This window comes from Kitasatospora sp. NPDC038210, from assembly GCF_055600605.1.
This window is the reverse complement of sequence record NZ_JBVJYK010000011.1, coordinates 95865-112425: the sequence shown is the minus strand read 5'-3', so window position 1 is coordinate 112425 and position 16561 is coordinate 95865. Positions and strand designations below refer to the sequence as shown.

The window sequence follows — 16561 nt, the reverse complement described above, 5'->3', positions numbered from 1 at the left end:
CTGCATGGCCGAGGAGCCCCCGTGTCAACTCCCCCCGCCGGACGGGAACTCGGCGCGTTCCTGCGCGCCCACCGCGAACTCCTCAAGCCCGCCGACGTCGGACTCACCGCCACCACCCGCCGGCGCACCCCGGGCCTGCGCCGCGAGGAGGTCGCCTCCCTCTCCGGGGTGGGCCTGGCCTGGTACACCTGGGTCGAGCAGGGCCGGGTCGCCGCCTCCCGGCAGGTGCTGGAGGCCATCGCCCGCGTGCTCAGGCTGGACGACGCCGGTCTGCGGCACGCCCTTCGCCTGGCCGGGTACCACGAGCCCGCGCGGGCCGCCGGCCCGGAGGGCAGCGGCCGGATCGCCGAGGCCATCCAGCCCGTCCTCGACTCCTGGACCGCCAGCCCGGCCGTGCTGCTCGACCGGCACTTCGACCTGCGCGGCTGGAACGCCGCGTGGGCGGCGCTCTGGGGCTCGCCCGAGTGCGTGCCCCCGGACCGGCGCAACCTGATGTGGGTGATGGCCGCCCACCGGCAGGTGCGTGCGGTGCTGTGCGACTGGGAACCGCTCGCCATGAACGTCTTCCAGCACTTCCGCGCCCAGGCCGGCCCCGCCCTCGCCGACCCCCGTACCCGGGAGGTCTACCGGCACCTGGACGAGGACGCGCCGGAACTCCGCCACTGGTGGGGGTGCCACTCGGTGGCGGAGCTGACCGTCCGCACCGTCACCGTCGAGCCGGCCGGCCTCGGACCGGTCCGGCTGACCCTGTCCTCCTTCCACCCGGTGGACGACCCCTCGGCGACGGTGCTGCTGTTCACGCCGCGCGGCGACGCCGACCGGGCGCGGATGACCGAACTGGTCGAGCATCCGTTGCGCGCGGTCGGCGGTGCGGAGCAGGAGCGCCGGGTGGGCTGAGCCCGTCGGGGCCTCAGACCTTCTCCGTGGCCGTGGCCGTGGCCGTGGCCGAGGTCGTGGTCGCGGCCGCGCTCGCCCGGCGCAGCCCCAGGCTCACCGCCGCCGCGCCGAGCGCGGCCAGCAGGGCCAGACCGCCGCCGACCAGCAGCGTGCCGTCCGCGACGTCGCCGAACGCGCCCACCGCCCAGGCGCCGACCCCGGTGCCCGCGTACATGGTCGAGGTCAGCCACGCGCTGGAGGTCGCGCGCAGCTCTGGGGCGACGGTGCCCGCCAGCGTCTGCTGGTCCGTCACGAAGCCGCCCGAGGCCAGGAACCACACCGTCACCCCGGCCAGGGCGAGCACCAGGCCCGGACCCTTGGCCGCGACCGTGATCCCCACCGCGAGCAGGACGCCCCACAGCGGCAGCAGCGGCAGGTCGGAGCGCCCGGCGGTCCTGGCCCGGTCGCCGAGCCGGCCGCCCAGCAGCGAGCCGGCCATGCTGCCGGCGCCGACCAGCACGCCCACCAGGCCGAGCGCCTCCACCGACAGGTCGAAGCGCTGCACCAGCACCGCGCCGAGGAAGGTGTAGGCGCCCAGGTTGGCCGTGTTGAACACGGTGTTGACCAGCAGGGCGCGGCGCAGGGTCGGGTCGGCCCAGCCGGCCAGGATCGCCCGGACGGCGCCCACCCGCGGCGCCCGGGCCCCGGCCTGCGCCTGTGGTGCACGGCCCCGGACCTGGCGCAGCAGCAGCGGCACGGCCGCGGCGGTGCCGACGGCCAGCGCCCAGAACGCCGAGCGCCAGCCGGCCAGCCCGGCCAGGAAGCCGCCGAGCGGCACGCCGATCACCTGGCCGCAGGAGAACAGCGCCATCCCGAGGCCCAGCGCCCGCCCGCGCACCGCCTCCGGCGCGGTCTCGGCGATGTGCGCCCAGATCGCCGGCCCGGCCGCGGCCGCCGCCAGCCCGGCCACCGCGCGGGAGACCACCAGCAGGGTCAGCCCGGTCGACAGCGCCGCCGCGGCGTTGGACAGGACGAACAGCAGGCTGCCCGCGACGAGGGTTCGGCGGCGGCCGAAGCGGTCGCTCAGCAGTCCGAGGAAGGGCGCGGCGACGGCGTACACCAGCACGTACGCCGTGACGCTGGAGGCGGCGGCCGCCTCGCCGGTGTGGACGGAGTCCGCGATGGTCGGCAGCAGCGGCGAGACCAGGAAGGTCTCCGTGCCGAACAGGAACAGCAGGAGGAACACCCCGGCGTAGCGCCACCGGTCGAAGCCCCGCGCCGACGTGTCCACCGGCGGGACGTCCTCGGCCCGGTCGGGCAGGGGCGGGTCGGAGATGCTGCTCACGGTGAAGTACCACCTTCTCGTACGGGCGCGGCCGGCCCTCGGACGGCGGGCGGTAGCGGCCGCGCGACGGCTGACAGGACGTCCGATGCGGCCATCCTGCGGACCGCTCGGGCGGCCAGCCAGACAGGCGGTGATCCTGTGACTCCGGCTCACAGGCTGGGCCGCGGTGGCCTTCGGAGCGGGGCGCCTCCGCTCGTGGGCGGTCGTGGGTTGTCGTGCGCTGTCGTGCCAGCCTCCGGGCGCGGGGCGCACAGCGGGGCCGGCCGGCCGGTCGTAGCGTCGGGGCGTGCCGAGCCGCCGGGGCGGCGGCTTCCTCGGCCCCGCGACGACCACCGAACGAGGATCCGTACGATGACCACAGCCTCCCCCGACGACGCACCGGACGACCGGGCGGGCGCTCCCCGGGAACGCCGCTTCGAACCGGACCTCCGGTCGATGACCCGGATCAACCTGCGCCCGATCGCCTCCCCCATGCCGCTGGGCTTCTTCACGGTCGCGATCGCCTCCGTGATGACCGGCTGCCTCCAGCTGGGGATCCTCGGGCCGCAGGCGCGCGGGGCCGTCGCGCTGTGCGTGCTGCCCGCCTTCGCCCTGCAACTCCTGGTCAGCGTCCTGGCGTTCGGCGCCCGCGACGTGATCGCGGCGACGCTCATGGGGGTGTTCGCGGGCAGCTGGCTGGCCTACGCGCTCGTCATGTTCACCGGTGCGGCCGACGGCCTGCGCGTGCTGGGCGTGTTCAACCTGGCGTTCCTCTGCTTCGGAGCGCTGATGACCGCCGTGACCCGGCCCAAGCGGGCGCTCTGGTTCGTGCTGGCGGCCTCGCTGCCCCGCTGGGCGGCCACCGGGCTCTCCGGCCTCACGGGCGCCGAGTGGCTGACGCGCACGTCCGGAGCGCTCGGTCTCCTGGTGGCGCTCGTCGCGACGTACGCGGCGTTCGCCCTGATGCTGGAGGACATGAGGGCCGAGGAGGTGCTGCCGATCGGCCGCAGCGGCCCCGCCCGCGCCGCCGTCCACGGCGATCTGGCCGTCCAGCTCCGCAACCTGGAACGCCAGGCGGGCGTGCGCCGCACGCTCTGAACGCCCGACGCCCGGTGCCCCGCACCGCCTGCCCGGGCGGCCGCGGGGCGCACCGGCTGCGGGGCCCGGGAGGGCGGTCGAGGGTCAGCGGTCGAGGGTCAGGCCGATTGCCGGGCGAGGCGGCTGCGGACGGAGTCCAGGGCAGTGGCGATGAGGAGCGACTGCGCGAGCGGGACGAGGTGGGCACCGCTGTCGCCGTGGGCCGCGGCGTCCATCGACTCGACCATGAGGCGGTAGGGGTCCTGCGGCGGGTAGTGGCGGTGGTGGCCCTCGGCGGCGGCGGGCGTGCCGCTGGTGGTGAGCGTGCTGGGGGCCGAGCCGGCGCAGAAGGCCGGCGGGGTGAGGGTGATGGAGCCGTCCGTACCGGTGGTGGTGAAGGTCTCGGACATGCCGCCGACGAGCGAGCAGCCGATCTCGGCCGTGCCCCGGTCGGGGAAGTCGAGCAGGAAGCGGGTGGCGGAGTCGGCGGAGCCGGGGTGCCAGTGGTCCTGTTCGGCCCGGAGGACCCTCGGGCTCCGCCACCCGAAGGCGGCGAGCGCGGCGGCGACGGCGTAGTAGCCGACGTCGTAGAGGGCGCCGCCCCCGAGGGCCGGGTCGAGGCGGTAGTTGCCGGCGGCGGGGGCGAGGCCGTCGAACCGGGCGGTGACGGTGTGGACGGTGCCGATCGCGCTGCGGGTGATCATGGATTCGAGGTCCCGGGTGCGCGGATGCCAGCGGTTCCAGGCCGCCTCGACGAGCAGGCGCCCGGTGGCGCGGGCGGCGGCGGTCATGGCACCGACCTCGGCGGCGGTGAGCCCGAGCGGCTTCTCGCACAGCACGTGCTTGCCTGCCCGCAGGGCGCGCTCCACCCAGGGGCGGTGGGCGCTGTTGTGGAGCGCGACGTAGACGACGTCGACGTCGGGGTCGTCCAGGAGGTCCTGGTAGCGGGTGTACACCCGGGCCGGGTCGAGGGCGCGGGCGCGCCGGGCGTCGGTCGCGGCGACGGCGTGCAGGCGCGGGCCGTCGGCCGCGTGGACGGCGGGTGCGAGGCTGGAGGCGGCGATCGAACCGGCGCCCAGGAAACCCCAGTTGGCCATGGTCAGTCCTCCTCCGGCGTGGCGGTCGGCCCGGTGGCCGTCGTCGGCCCGGTGGCCGTCGCGGCGGCCAGGTCCAGGACGAGTGAGCTCCAGCCGAAGGACCGTGCGCCGTGCCCGGCGGCGTCCTCCGGGCCGTAGCACTCCCGGGTGCCCGAGGCCGCGACGAGGGCGCAGGTGCGCGTAGCGAGCGTGTCGGCCTCCGCGCGGTAGCCGCGCCGGCGCAGGCCCCAGTACAGGTACCAGTTGAGGTTGACCCAGCTGGAGCCGCGGAAGATGGCCCCGGTGCGGAACGAGGGGTCGTAGGACGGCTCGGTGGCGGCGACGCTGGGGACGGGGTGGGGGAGCCAGAACTCCCGCTCGTTCAGAAGGTGTTGTTCGATGACCCGGTGCGCGGCGGTGTCCGGCACGGAGTCAAGGAGGACGGGCAGGAGCGCACTCGCCGTGAGGACGTCGCTGCGCCGCCCGGCGACGAGGTCGAGGTCGTGGAAGGCGCCGTCGGCCTCGTCCCAGCAGTGCCGCATCAGCGCGGCGCCGACAGCGCGGGACTCCTCGGCCAGCCGGTCCGCCGTGCGGCCGTTCGGTCCGGCGGTCCGGGCGAGGCGTGCCAGGCAGGCCAGCCCGTCGGCGTACACGGTGTTGACCAGCACGTCGTTCCAGACGAACAGCCTCCGGTCGCGGAGCGGGGCCTCGGGCGTGCGGGCGGGGGAGGCGTAGGCCGTGATCAGCGACCGCATGGCGCGGTGCCAGGCGGTGTGCACGGCACCCGCGGGGACGGCCTGGATGCCGAGCGCGGCATCGTACTTGGGGCTGCTGTCGAGTCCGGACTCGTCGGGCTGGTAGATCTCCAGCAGCCCGGTGCCGGGGCTGGTCCGGTGGTCCCTGAGCCAGCGGAAGAAGGCGAGCGCCGGCGGCAGGACGCGGCGCAGCCAGAGGTCGTCGCCGGTCGCCCGGTACACCCGCTCGACGGATCGGGCCACCACGGGCGGCGCGATGGTGACGGACCGCCACCCCTCCCAGAGGTCGATCCTGAAGTCCGCCGTGGCGCGCGGTCGGAGGTCGTCCTGCCAGAGGACCATGTGCGGCAGGAAGCCGGTGGGTGTCACCGCGCTGAGCAGGGACCGCAGTTCGTCCCGGGCCCGCCGGGTGTCGACGTGGGTGAGGGCGACGGCGTGGAAGCTGCTGTCCCAGGCCCACTGGAAGGGATAGCTGTCGGGGGAGGGGCAGGTGAAGTCGTAACTGCGCTGGGCCGCCCGGGAGAAGCCGGTGCGGCGGTTGCGGGCCAGCGTGTCGCGGGCCTTGGCGGAGCTCTCAGTGACGGACATGCGGGGTGACTCCCGAGGGGGACGCGTCGGCGGCGGCCGGGCGGCTTCGCCCGGCGGCGAGCAGCAGCGCGGCGAGGGGCAGCAGGCAGCCGGCGAGGCCGAAGGCCGAACGGACGCCGAGATGGTCGGACAGGGTGCCCAGCAGCAGGGGCGCGAGCATGATGCAGGTGCTGACCGCGAGTTGGACGCGGGCCGTGGCCTGGTCGGTGCGGCCGGGCGCCGTGCTCACCGCGAGCGAGAGGGTCAGGGGGAAGAGGTTGGCGACGCCGAGGCCACCGAGGGTCAGGCCCACCAGGGCGAGCCAGGTGGTGGAGGCGAGCCACAGGGCGAGGAAGCCGACGGCGGCGACGGTCAGGGCGCCGACCACCAGCGCGGCCGATCGGGTGGGGCGGGTGCCGGCCGTGAGCCGGCTCCCCGCCAGGCGGCCGATCAGCTCACCCCCGTAGAACAGTGCCAGTGCCACTGATGCCTGACTGTCCGTCAGATGGAAGGCGCTGGTGAGCAGGGGGGCGGCGTAGTAGGCGAGGCAGAACTCGAAGCCCACGACGAGGCCGCACAGGGCGGCCCGCTGCGGGAACGCGCCGGCCGGCCGCCGGGCGTTCGCCACGCCCCGGGCGGGCGCGGCGGAGGCGGGTGCGTCCGTCGCGGTCGCGGCGGCTGCGGTCGCGGCGGAGGAGGTGGCGGCGGAGGAGGCGGCGGGGCGTGGGCGCAGCGGTTCGTGGCGGAGTGCCGGGTACATCGCCGCGAGCGCGAGGGCGGGCAGCACCAGGGACCAGTTCCAGGACACCCCCGCGCCCTCCAGGCCGCTGACGACCAGGGGCGCGGCGAGGGCGCTGACGCTCGCGGCCGCGTTGGCCTCGACCAGGGCGCGCGCCCGGAGGGACTCCTGCGCGCCGTGGTGTTCGGCCAGCACCGCCAGCGCCGTCGTCTGCAGCAGCGCCCCGCCGACGCCCCCGAGCACCGCCGCGCCGAGCGTGACGGCGGCCGACAGGGCGGTCGCCAGCAGGAGCGAGCCCAGGGCCAGGGCGGCCAGCGCGGACCAGAAGAGCAGCCGGTGGCCCAGCCGGGCGCGCAGGCGGCGGAACAGCAGGTTGGTGAGCATCGCGCCGGCCGCGAAGGCCGTGGAGTGCAGGCTCATCAGGGCGTAGGACAGGTGCAGGTCCTGGCGCAGGAGCGGCAGCAGCGGGCCGAGTGCGTACAACAGGTAGGCGTAGACGGCCAGGCCGGCGTAGGCGGTGGTGGTCAGCCGGTCCCGGACGAAGACGGGTGTGCGGTGATCCGCACCGACCGGCACCGACGTGCCGGTCACCCCGGTATCCCGGCCTGCTCGGCGAAGGCTCCGTCGGCGGGGGCAGGGGCAGTAGTCGTCGCGGGGGCCCCGGTGGCCGCCGCGGCCGAGCGGCGAACGTGGTCGAGCAGGACGGACGGGGCGAGCAGCGAGGTCTTCATCGAGGCGCCCCGTCCGTAGCCGGTGAACGCCTCGCGGACGGCGTCCTCGTCGTCGAGGCAGGCCCGGGTGGTGATCAGCGGGGCGGGGTCGACCAGGCCGGACTCGACCAGCCGCAGGGCGACGGCGGTGACGTGTGCGGAGCGGGCCATCGGGAACGAGCGGACGTCGAAGGGCGTGGAGAGCAGCTTCAGCCCCTTGGCCAGGATCATCCAGGTGTTGAGCCGCTGCGGGACGGCCGTCGCGCCGTAGATGACGTACGAGCCGCCGGGGCGCAGCAGGCCCATCGCGATCTCCCGGATGTCCTTGCCCGGGCCGTCGGCCTGCCCGGCGGCGCGCCGCGGTGCCGCGATGTGCGGCAGCGCGTCGAACACGTAGTCCGCGTACTGGTCGTGGTGTTCACGCACGTACGCTTCGAGCTCCGCGGCCTGGGTGTCGGTGTTGAAGGCGCGGGAGGCGCCGTGGCGCAGTGCGGCGGCCATCCGGTCGCTGTTGCGGTCCAGTACGGTGATCGGGCCGGCGCCGAGGTGGCGGTGCAGCACCTGGACGGCCAGTTGGGCGCTGGGGCCGCAGCCCAGGACGACGCAGGTGTCGCCCGGTTTCGGGGGGTTGAGCAGTAACGACCGCAGGACCGAGGTCAGCGGTTCGATGACGGAGGCCAGGTCGGAGGGCACGTGCGGCGGCAGGACGACGGCCGCGGCCTGGTCGGCGTCGTAGAAGTTGCGGCCGGTGTACCAGGACGTCTCGACGCCGAGCCGGCCGGGGAAGAGCGGTCGGAGCGCCCGGTACTCGGCCATTCCGCCGAAGTCGGTCTGCCCCCAGTAGGTCACCCGGTCGCCCGGCCGGACGTCGTCCCGGAGCCGCTTCCCGACTTCGACGACCCTTCCCACGTATTCGTGCCCGGGAATGATCGGCCAGTCCTCCGGAAAGAGGTGGCCGCGGAAGTAGGAGACGTCGGTCGAGCAGATGGAAACCGCTTCGGTCTGCAGCAGGATTTCGTCCTCGCGGCATTCCGGATCGGGCACCCGGGTGCGTTCCAGTTCCCCGGGCGAGGTCATCAGGTACGCGTACAAGGTTGTTCCCTCCACGCCTGTGTGTCATTCCACCACCGGAATCGGCGGGCGGGACCGCCCGCCGATCGTGCAGTTCCCCCGCCGGAAATTCATCCTGCGTGGTTCGGTCGGCGCCGTTCGCTCCCGGGACGCGCCTCCGCGCTCAGGAATCGACCTCGAAGGCGACGTCCAGCGCGTACCTGTCGCCCACGTACCGGGTCTCGGTGAGCTCCAGGGGGAGCTCGTCCTGGTCCGTGATGAGGCGCTCCTCGACGAGCAGCGCGGTTCCCGGAGCCACCGCCAGCAGCTCCGCCTCCCGCTCGCCGGCCGTGGCGGCCCTGATGGACGAGTGTCCGCGGGTCGGTGTCCGGCCGAGCCCGACGAGCGTCTCGTGCATCGACGCCGTGCGGAAGTCGACCTCCAGCAGCGCGGCCAGGCCCTCGGGGAACACCGCCCGTTCCAGCGCGGTGGGGATCCCGTCGGCCAGCCGCACCCGGGCGACCTCCACGACCCGGGCGGACCTCCGCAGCCGCAGCCGGTGGACCTCCTCCGGCAGGGCGGCCCGGAGGCTCGCCGAAATCAGTTGTGACGAGGGCTTCCGGCCCTGTCTGCGCATTTCCTCGCTGAATCGGACAAGGTTCTCCGCGCGACGGTGGGTCGGCGGTTCCGCGACGAATGTCCCGCGCCCGGACACCCGGTACACCAGACCTTCCGTGACGAGTCGTTGAACGGCCGCCCGGGCGGTCATCCGGCTCACCCCGAATTCCTCGCACAAATCCGCCTCCGAGGGGAGGGGGTCATGCGGCCGGTGCTTGGCGATCCGGTTTCTCAGGGCCTGTTCGATCCGGTGGTACCTGGGCGCGAAATCCGTTTCCAAAAGGGGGCCTCCGAAATTGAGACTACGCCGTCCGGCTGTCTAGTCAACCAGCGTAGACCAGTACAGAGCGGGACATTTCCCGGTGAAATGCGCCAAGGGCAAGAGGCGTGCATCGTGATCCCTGTCACACCTGGCCCGGTCGACGGGCGGGGCAGCTGTATAGACGGCTAGACGGCCCGAAGTTATCGTCGGACTGTCCGCGCGTCTCCTCCGGTCGGCGGGACGCGGAACGCCTCACCCCTAGGACAGGCTCATGGACCACACCGGCATCGACGACCCCACCGACATCGCCGTCCGGGAGCTCGCCAAGATGATCGACCACTCGCTCCTGCGGCCCGAACTGACCACCACCGAGGTCCTGCGCGGCTGCGAGCTCGCTGCGGCCTACGACGTGGCCTCCGTCTGCGTGCGCCCCGCCGACACCGCCCTCGCGGTCAAGGCCCTCGCCGGCACCGCGGTCGCGGTCGGCACCGTCATCGGTTTCCCGCACGGCGGCGCCACCACCGCGGTCAAGGCGGGCGAAGCCGTGGACGCCCTGGCGGCGGGTGCGACCGAACTCGACATGGTGCTCAACATCGGCCTGCTGCGCAGCGGGGAGGACGACGCGGTGCGGGCGGACATCGCCGCGGTGGCCGATGTCGCGAGGGGCACCGCCCTCACCAAGGTGATCTTCGAGAACGCCTACCTCGACGACCGGGAGAAGCTGCGCGCCTGTCGCCTCAGCACCCTGGCGGGCGCGGACTTCGTGAAGACCTCGACCGGCTTCGCGCCCGGGGGCGCGACCCTGGCGGACGTCCGGCTGATGCGTGCGAACGTCCCCGCGCACATGAGGGTCAAGGCGGCGGGCGGGGTGCGCACCCTCGACCGGATGCTGGAGTTCGTGGCCGCCGGCGCCGAACGCTTCGGGGCGACCGCCACCGCCACCATCCTGGACGACCTGGCCGTCCGCCGGGCCGCCGGCTGAACTCCCGCCCTCCGGACCGGACTTCAGGAGGCCGGGGCGGCAGGGCGGTCCGGTCGGTTCGGGGCGGCGGTCCGGTCCGGTCGGTCAGGGCGGTCAGAGCCGGCGGCGTGGTCCGGGTCGGCCGGCAGCCGGGTGCGGAAGGTGGTCGGGCCGGGCGCGGCGAGGACGGTGAGGCTGCCGCCGTGGATCGCGGCGATGTCGCGGGCGATCGGCAGGCCCAGCCCGGCGCCGCCGTCGTCGCGGCTGCGGGCGTCGTCCAGCCGGGTGAAGCGCTCGAAGATCCGTTCGCGGTCGGCGGGTTCGATCGGCGGCCCGTCGTTGGCCACGTCGAGGACCGCGTGGCCGGTGGCCCGGTCGCTGTCGAGGCGGACGGTGACGTGCTGCCGGGCGTGCCGGTGGGCGTTGTCGAGCAGGTTGGTGAGGAGCCGGCCCAGCCACAGGCGGTTGCCGACCACCGTGACGGCGGAGTCCGTGCGCACGATGACGGGGTGGGCCCCGGCGCCGCGGGTCGCGACCGTGGTGTGCACCAGCTCGGCGAGGTCGACGGCCTCACCGGGCCGGTCGCGCCCGGCGGCGTCGAGGCGGGCGAGCAGCAGGAGGTCGGCGGCGAGGGCCTGGAGGCGCTCGGTGTCCTCCAGCGCGCCGGCCACCAGGTCGGCGCGCACGGCGTGGTCGGGGTGGGCGAGGGCCACTTCGAGCTGGGTGCGCAGGACGGTGAGGGGGCTGCGCAGCTCGTGGGAGGCGTCGGCGATGAAGCGGCGCTGGCGGGTGCCCGCGGCTTCGAGGCGTCCGAGCATGGCGTTCATGGTGCCGGCGAGCCGGGCGATCTCGTCGTCGCTGCGGGGCTCGGGGACACGGCGGTCCAGGTCGCGGTCGCCGATGGCGGCGACCTCGGCACGGATGGCCTCGACGGGCCGCAGGGCCCGGCCGGTCGCACGCCAGGTGAGGACCCCGACCGTGATCAGCAGGACGGTGCTCAGCGCGGCGAACGCGGCGGTGGTGAGGTCCTCGGCCGCGTCGACGGTGCGCAGCGACGCACCGACGTGGACGGTGACGGGCCCGGCCGGGGTGGCGGTGGTGATCGTGGTGACGCGCTGGTGGTGCTGGTCGCCGAGGGTGCGGACGTCGAAGGTGGTGTGGCCGTCCCGGTGACCGGTCGGCGCGATCGAGGGGTGGCCGGTCAGGTTCTGGCTGGCGGCGACCACCGTGCCCTGCGCGTCGACGACCTGGATGAAGTCGGTGCCGTGGTCGAGGGGGAGCAGGCCGGGCAGACGCCCGTCCTCGGCGAGGCGGGCGACGGCCTGGGCCTGCTCGCGGGCGCCGGCTTCGACGGTGCGTTCCAGGTTGGCGTGCAGCAGCACCGCGACGGCGGCCGAGGCGGTGACGAGGACGACGGCGACGCTGACGCAGGCGGCGAGGGTGGTGCGGGCCCGGACCGAGCGCGGCGTCAGCCGGTCGACGAGGGCCGCGACCCCAGGGTGACGGGCAAGGCGCCGGTGCAGTGCCGCGCGGATCCGGCGGGCGGCGGTCGGGTCAGCCACCGTCGGCTGCCAGACGGTAGCCGGTGCCGCGGACGGTCTGCACCGCGGCCCGTCCGAACGGGGAGTCGATCTTGCGTCGGAGCGCGCTGACGTGGACCTCGACGGTGTTCGGATCGCTGTCGGGGCCGCCGTCCCAGACCGCGTCGAGGATCTCCCGCTTGGAGACCGCCTCGCCGGCCCGGCGGGCGAGGTGGTCGAGGATGGCGAACTCGCGGGGGGTGAGGGCGACCGCGGTGTCCGCCCGCGTGCAGGTGCGGGCCGCGGAGTCGACCACCAGGTCGCCCAGGACGGTGCGCCGGGGCGCACGGCTGCCGATCCGCCGGGCCAGCGCCCTGAGCCGGGCCACCAGCACGACGAACGAGAACGGCTTGGACAGGTAGTCGTCGGCGCCGGTGTCCAGGGCTTCGGCCTCGTCCCACTCGCCGTCCTTGGCGGTGAGCATGAGGATGCCGACGTCGCTGCCGGAGGCCCGCAGCCGCGAGCACACCCGGTAGCCGTTGAGGCCGGGCAGCATGATGTCGAGGACGATCACGTCGTAGGCGTGGTCCATGGCCCTGGCGAGGCCGGACGGGCCGTCGTGGGCCGTGTCCACGGTGAACCCCTCGGCCGTCAGCCCGTGCTGCAGGGCCAGGGCCAGCCGACGTTCGTCCTCCACCACCAGTACGCGCATGCCCACCAGGGTCGCAGGTCGTCGGCGGGGCCGGCTGACGGTGCCCCCCGGTCTTCAGCCGATCTTCAGCAAGGCCCGGCCATCCTGGCGCGGTCGCCCGGGGAAGGCCCGGGCCGTGACGAGGAGTGGTGCGGAACGTGAGCGAGCCCGGAGAAGGCGTGCAGCCCCAGCAGGACCACGCGGCGAGCCGCCCGAACAGGGCGCGGGTCGGCCTCGGGCGGGCCCGGCGCTGGGTGCGCGGCCGGTCGGTGCGCTGGGTCGCGGCCGGCGCGGCCGTGGTGGTGATCGGCGGCGGCGCGGCCGCGGCAGCGCTCCACCACGAGCACGAGGGCCACGGCGACGGCCGGTGGGCGGCGGGTGAGCAGGAGCACCACGACGGCTCGGGCGAGGGCCACGGCTGGGCGCAGGGCGACGGTCGGGGTGACGGCCGGGACGCCGGGGGCCACCGGGGCCACCAGGGCCGCACGGCTCCCGGACACGGACACGGGAACGAGAACGGGGACGGCCCGGCCGGGTCCGCTGCGCCGGCGCCGCTGCCGTCGACCGACGCCGCCGACGCGCTGGCGAAGGCCGCCGCTGCCGTCGCGGGCGGCAGGGTCGAGTCCCTGTCCACGGTGGCCGAACAGGGCGGTGGCCGTGCCTGGCGGGCCGTGGTCGTCGGCCCGGACGGCGTGCGGCACGCCGTCACCGTGGACGGTGCCACCGCCGCGGTCACCGGCAACACCGTGCTGGGCGGCTGACGCACCGACCGGGCGCGGCCCCCGCCGTGCCCGCCGCAGAGACGCAAAGACGCACTGACGTAGAGACGTAGAGAAGGGAGCGCCGTCCGTCATGGGCGCCACGACAACCCCCGCCACGACAAGCCCTGCCGCGGAAACCCCCGGGCCGGGCCACCGACGCCCGGCCGCCCCCGTGGGGTCCGTCCTGAGCAAGGTCCCGCAGGTCACGGCGGTGTTCTGGGTCGTCAAGATCCTCACCACCGGGATGGGCGAGACCACCTCCGACTACCTCGCCACGGTGCTGGGGCCGGTCCCGGCGGTCGGCTCGGCCGGGCTGCTGCTCGTCGCCGCGCTGGTCGTCCAGGCCCGTTCCCGTCGCTACGTCCCGGCGGTGTACTGGACGGCGGTGATCATGGTGAGCGTGTTCGGCACCATGGCGGCCGACGTCGCGCACGTCGCCCTCGGGGTGCCGTACGCCGCCTCCGCGCTCGCGTTCGCCGGGCTGCTCGCCGTGGTGTTCGCGGTGTGGCGGCGGACGGAGGGCACGCTCGCGGTGGAGGCGGTCGCGGGCGGGCGCCGCGAGGTCTTCTACTGGTGCGCGGTGATGGCCACCTTCGCCCTCGGCACGGCCGTCGGTGATCTGACCGCGGCCACCTTGGGCTGGGGCTACCTCCCCTCGGGGCTGCTGTTCGCCGCCCTGATCGCCGTGCCCGCGCTCGCTCACCGGTTCTCGGGCCTGTCGCCGGTCCTGACCTTCTGGTGGGCGTACGTCCTGACCCGGCCGCTCGGCGCCTGCTTCGCCGACTGGGCCGGCGTCAGCCGCGCACGGGGCGGGCTGGATCTGGGCACCGGTCCGGTCAGCCTCGTCCTCGCGGTGGTCATCCTGGCGGCCGTGGGGTGGCTGGGCGTCGCCGGGCGGCGGGCGCCCCGAGGGTCGGCCTGACCTCCCGCCCGGCGGTCCGCCGGGCATGCCACCGGGCCGTGACGGCGGGATCGTCACGGCCCGGTGGCACGCCCGGGGTCAGGCCGTCGCGCGTGACTGCCAGTACGTGAACTCCTGGAGCGGATCGCCGATGAGCGACCAGGGCCAGGCGGTGACCGCGTTGTCGATCAGCCGGAACGTGCCGCCGCTCTCGCCCACGCGGCCCGACTGGATCAGGGCGAAGGCCAGCAGGTTGAGGTCGGCGGCGGCCGCCGCGTGCTGCAGGCCGCCGAGGCGGGACCACCCGTGCAGGGCGGTGTCGAGCGCGTTGACCGCCCGGTTGTGCGTCCACTGGCGGCGGACCAGCAGCGCCTCGACGCCGCCGCCGGCGGTCGTGCGGGCGTGCTCGTCCACCAGTGCGGTCAGTTCCACCCCGGCGGTCGGCGCGGTCGGCGGTGCCGAACTCCGGACCGTGTCGACGAAGTTGAGCTGGGCGCTGCGCGACCCGCACTCCTCCGGCGAGAGGTACCGCAGCATCTGCAGGTGGGCCTCTCGGTTCCACTGGTCGCGCTCGGCGACCTCGTGCCAGACGGCGATCAGCTCGCGCGAGTCGGCGCGCATCACGCGCAGGATGCCGAGCAGCACCACCCACGGCGTCGGGTCCTCGGGGGCGAGGTCGGCCGCGGCGTAACAGTTGTCCGCGGCCGCGCGGGCATCGTCCATGCGGCCCGCGAACCGGCCGCGGACGAGTTCGACCCACGCCTCGAATATCAGCGCGTCCGCATTCTGGGCACGACGCAACCGCCAGTTTCGCGCCAGGGAGGAAGGGGCGGCGGTTTCGGCGAGCACGGCGAACCGGTGCCCGCGCCGGTCCCAGTCGGGGCCGGTCTCCCGTAGCAGCCGTTCGACCTGGTCGACCTGGATGGCGTTCTGGCCGGGCAGGCCAGGGGACTTGAGCTGCCGCCGTACGCGGCCGAGCTCGGCGTCGCCGAGCTCGGGGCGCAGGCCAGGGCCGGAGGCGCGGTTTCTTCGGAAGAGCGACACGCGCCGCAGCCTAGGCCCATGGGCGATTTTCGGACAGACCCCGGAATGAAATTTTCCGATTCCGGTGAAGGCGGTGACCGTACCGCTCCGTACGGCGATCGGCCTGCGGTAACGGTCGGAATGCCGATCCGGGTATGTCGCCCGTGGGAATGCCGCCGGCTCCGAGGGCTCCGTGATTTCCGCCCCCCCTCGCTCGGACGCGGCGCCGGCGGCGTCCCCGGTCTCAGGCGAGCGGCTTGTCGACGACGGCCTTGGTGTGGCTGAACGTGTCGATCGAGTACTCGCCGTGGTAGCGGCCCATGCCGCTCTCGCCGACGCCGCCGAACGGCAGCTCGGGCATCGCCAGGTGGGAGACCGGCAGTCCGAAGCTGAGTGCGCCGGAGGAGGTCTCCTCGGTCAGCCGCCGCTTGGTGTCCGCGGACTCCGTGAAGGCGTACACGGCGAGCGGCTTGTCGCGCTCGTTGATGAACGCGATCGCCGCGTCGAGGTCGGGGACGGTCAGGACGGGCAGGACCGGGCCGAAGATCTCGGCCTGCATCACCGGGGCGGTCGCCGGGACGTCGGCGAGGACGGTCGGGGCGAGGTAGCGCGCGGTGCGGTCGTGGTCGCCGCCGATGACGGTCCGTCCGTCGTCGAGCAGTGCGGTGAGCCGGTCGAAGTGGCGCTCGTTGACGATCCGCCCGTAGTCCGTGCTCCCGGCCGGGTCGTCGCCGAACAACTCCCGTACGGCAGCCGCCAGTTCCGCCTCCAGGCCGGCCGCGGTGTCGCCGATGGCGAGGACGTAGTCGGGGGCGACGCAGGTCTGTCCGGCGTTGAGGAACTTGCCGCGGGCGATCCGCCGGGCGGTGACGGCGAGGTCGGCGCCGGGTTCGACCACGACCGGGCTCTTGCCGCCGAGCTCCAGGGTGACCGGGGTCAGGTGCTTGGCGGCGGCGGCCATGACGATCCGGCCGACCGCGCCGTTGCCGGTGTAGAAGATGTGGTCGAAGCGCTCCTCCAACAGGGCGGTGGTCTCCGGCACGGCCCCTTCGACGACCGCGACCGCCTCCTCGCCGAGGTAGCGCGGCAGCAGCTCGGCGATGGCCGCGGAGGTCGCCGGGGCGAGCTCGCTGGGCTTGACGAGGGCGGTGTTCCCGGCGGCCAGCGCGCCGACCAGCGGTGCCAGGGCGAGCTGGAGCGGGTAGTTCCAGGGCGCGATGATCAGCACCACGCCCAGCGGGTCGCGCACCACCCGGGCCTCGGCGGGGCGGAAGAACTCCGGCACCGCGGCCGGCCTCGGCTCCAGCCACTGCGCCAAGTGCGCCACGGTGTGGTCGAGTTCGTTGATCGTGAAGCCGATCTCGGTGCGGTACGCCTCGGTGGCGCCCTTGCCGAGGTCGGCGTGCAGGGCCTGCTGCAGCACCTCGGTCTGCTCGGTGAGCAGGCTGCGCAGGGCGGCCAGCTTGTCCAGGCGCCAGGCGAGCGGCCTGGTCCGGCCGGTGGTGAACTCGGCCCGCAGGCGGGCGACCACTGAAGGAACGTTCTCGTGCATGGGGATCTCGCGGTCCTGGGGCTCGGGGTGCATTGGCACATGGAACTTTCACTACATGAACAATTGCGACCCTAGGGATGAAAGGTTGAGTTTGTCAA

General features: G+C 74.5%; 15 protein-coding genes and 1 pseudogene. 5 read left to right on the top strand and 11 right to left on the bottom strand.

Annotated elements, in window-relative coordinates:
• Nucleotides 1-21: 21 nt before the first annotated feature.
• Nucleotides 22-897, top strand: coding sequence for a helix-turn-helix transcriptional regulator (locus ACZ7KX_RS22705; protein WP_470328035.1), 876 nt, complete (start codon nt 22-24; stop codon nt 895-897).
• Between the two features lie 13 nt (nt 898-910).
• On the opposite strand, the gene ACZ7KX_RS22700 is transcribed toward ACZ7KX_RS22705, so the two are convergent.
• Complete coding sequence (locus ACZ7KX_RS22700) at nt 911-2221, bottom strand: MFS transporter (protein ID WP_470328034.1); 1311 nt, start codon at nt 2219-2221, stop codon at nt 911-913.
• A 351-nt stretch (nt 2222-2572) separates the two neighbouring features.
• Here ACZ7KX_RS22700 and ACZ7KX_RS22695 point away from each other — a divergent pair, with 351 nt between their 5' ends.
• Entirely contained in the window at nt 2573-3298 is a 726-nt protein-coding gene (locus tag ACZ7KX_RS22695; RefSeq protein WP_402798854.1) for a GPR1/FUN34/YaaH family transporter, read from the top strand.
• 98 nt (nt 3299-3396) lie between these two features.
• Here the strand turns inward: ACZ7KX_RS22695 and ACZ7KX_RS22690 are convergent, their stop codons facing one another.
• From ACZ7KX_RS22690 to ACZ7KX_RS22665, 6 genes and pseudogenes are all read right to left on the bottom strand, one after another.
• Nucleotides 3397-4374: a Gfo/Idh/MocA family protein gene (locus tag ACZ7KX_RS22690; protein ID WP_470328033.1), complete on the bottom strand. Its 978-nt coding sequence runs from the start codon at nt 4372-4374 to the stop codon at nt 3397-3399.
• A 2-nt stretch (nt 4375-4376) separates the two neighbouring features.
• Complete coding sequence (locus tag ACZ7KX_RS22685) at nt 4377-5696, bottom strand: amylo-alpha-1,6-glucosidase (protein WP_470328032.1); 1320 nt, start codon at nt 5694-5696, stop codon at nt 4377-4379.
• A complete protein-coding gene (locus tag ACZ7KX_RS22680; RefSeq protein WP_470328031.1) occupies nt 5683-7005 on the bottom strand; it encodes an MFS transporter in 1323 nt (440 codons plus the stop codon). Before ACZ7KX_RS22680 ends, ACZ7KX_RS22685 begins: the two co-directional genes overlap by 14 nt.
• Nucleotides 7002-8231 (bottom strand): zinc-dependent alcohol dehydrogenase, encoded by a 1230-nt coding sequence (locus tag ACZ7KX_RS22675; protein WP_470328030.1) that lies wholly within the window; start codon nt 8229-8231, stop codon nt 7002-7004. The genes ACZ7KX_RS22680 and ACZ7KX_RS22675 overlap by 4 nt, the downstream gene beginning before the upstream one ends.
• Nucleotides 8232-8358: 127 nt before the next feature.
• Nucleotides 8359-8811 carry a GntR family transcriptional regulator gene (locus tag ACZ7KX_RS22670; RefSeq protein WP_350524724.1) on the bottom strand — a complete coding sequence of 151 codons (453 nt, stop codon included), beginning with the start codon at nt 8809-8811 and terminating at the stop codon, nt 8359-8361.
• Nucleotides 8812-8877: 66 nt separating this feature from the next.
• Nucleotides 8878-9072 (bottom strand): annotated as a pseudogene (locus tag ACZ7KX_RS22665) (GntR family transcriptional regulator); the annotation flags it as partial.
• Between the two features lie 253 nt (nt 9073-9325).
• On the opposite strand from ACZ7KX_RS22665, the gene deoC reads away from it, so the two are divergent.
• Nucleotides 9326-10036 (top strand): deoxyribose-phosphate aldolase, encoded by a 711-nt coding sequence (gene deoC, locus ACZ7KX_RS22660; RefSeq protein WP_470328029.1) that lies wholly within the window; start codon nt 9326-9328, stop codon nt 10034-10036.
• Between the two features lie 23 nt (nt 10037-10059).
• Here the strand turns inward: deoC and ACZ7KX_RS22655 are convergent, their stop codons facing one another.
• Both ACZ7KX_RS22655 and ACZ7KX_RS22650 read right to left on the bottom strand, forming a co-directional pair.
• Nucleotides 10060-11577, bottom strand: coding sequence for an ATP-binding protein (locus ACZ7KX_RS22655; protein WP_470328028.1), 1518 nt, complete (start codon nt 11575-11577; stop codon nt 10060-10062).
• Entirely contained in the window at nt 11570-12247 is a 678-nt protein-coding gene (locus ACZ7KX_RS22650) for a response regulator transcription factor (RefSeq protein ID WP_350524645.1), read from the bottom strand. Before ACZ7KX_RS22650 ends, ACZ7KX_RS22655 begins: the two co-directional genes overlap by 8 nt.
• A 137-nt stretch (nt 12248-12384) precedes the next feature.
• On the opposite strand from ACZ7KX_RS22650, the gene ACZ7KX_RS22645 reads away from it, so the two are divergent.
• On the top strand, nt 12385-12987 hold the full coding sequence (locus ACZ7KX_RS22645; protein ID WP_470328027.1) for a hypothetical protein: 603 nt from the start codon (nt 12385-12387) through the stop codon (nt 12985-12987).
• 91 nt (nt 12988-13078) lie between these two features.
• A complete protein-coding gene (locus ACZ7KX_RS22640; protein ID WP_470328026.1) occupies nt 13079-13909 on the top strand; it encodes a COG4705 family protein in 831 nt (276 codons plus the stop codon).
• A 78-nt stretch (nt 13910-13987) separates the two neighbouring features.
• Here the strand turns inward: ACZ7KX_RS22640 and ACZ7KX_RS22635 are convergent, their stop codons facing one another.
• Together ACZ7KX_RS22635 and ACZ7KX_RS22630 are read right to left on the bottom strand one after the other, a co-directional pair.
• A complete protein-coding gene (locus tag ACZ7KX_RS22635) occupies nt 13988-14932 on the bottom strand; it encodes a hypothetical protein (protein ID WP_470328025.1) in 945 nt (314 codons plus the stop codon).
• 223 nt (nt 14933-15155) lie between these two features.
• A complete protein-coding gene (locus tag ACZ7KX_RS22630) occupies nt 15156-16496 on the bottom strand; it encodes an aldehyde dehydrogenase family protein (RefSeq protein WP_470328024.1) in 1341 nt (446 codons plus the stop codon).
• Between the last annotated feature and the right edge of the window lie 65 nt (nt 16497-16561).

Bases quoted from the DNA above. Each gene is read 5' to 3' on its own strand.
- ACZ7KX_RS22695 (WP_402798854.1), top strand. From the start codon at position 2,573: ATGACCACAGCCTCCCCCGACGACGCACCGGACGACCGGGCGGGCGCT.
- ACZ7KX_RS22690 (WP_470328033.1), bottom strand. From the start codon at position 4,374: ATGGCCAACTGGGGTTTCCTGGGCGCCGGTTCGATCGCCGCCTCCAGC.
- ACZ7KX_RS22685 (WP_470328032.1), bottom strand. From the start codon at position 5,696: ATGTCCGTCACTGAGAGCTCCGCCAAGGCCCGCGACACGCTGGCCCGC.
- ACZ7KX_RS22670 (WP_350524724.1), bottom strand. From the start codon at position 8,811: ATGCGCAGACAGGGCCGGAAGCCCTCGTCACAACTGATTTCGGCGAGC.
- deoC (WP_470328029.1), top strand. From the start codon at position 9,326: ATGGACCACACCGGCATCGACGACCCCACCGACATCGCCGTCCGGGAG.
- ACZ7KX_RS22650 (WP_350524645.1), bottom strand. From the start codon at position 12,247: ATGCGCGTACTGGTGGTGGAGGACGAACGTCGGCTGGCCCTGGCCCTG.
- ACZ7KX_RS22640 (WP_470328026.1), top strand. From the start codon at position 13,079: ATGGGCGCCACGACAACCCCCGCCACGACAAGCCCTGCCGCGGAAACC.
- ACZ7KX_RS22630 (WP_470328024.1), bottom strand. From the start codon at position 16,496: ATGCACCCCGAGCCCCAGGACCGCGAGATCCCCATGCACGAGAACGTT.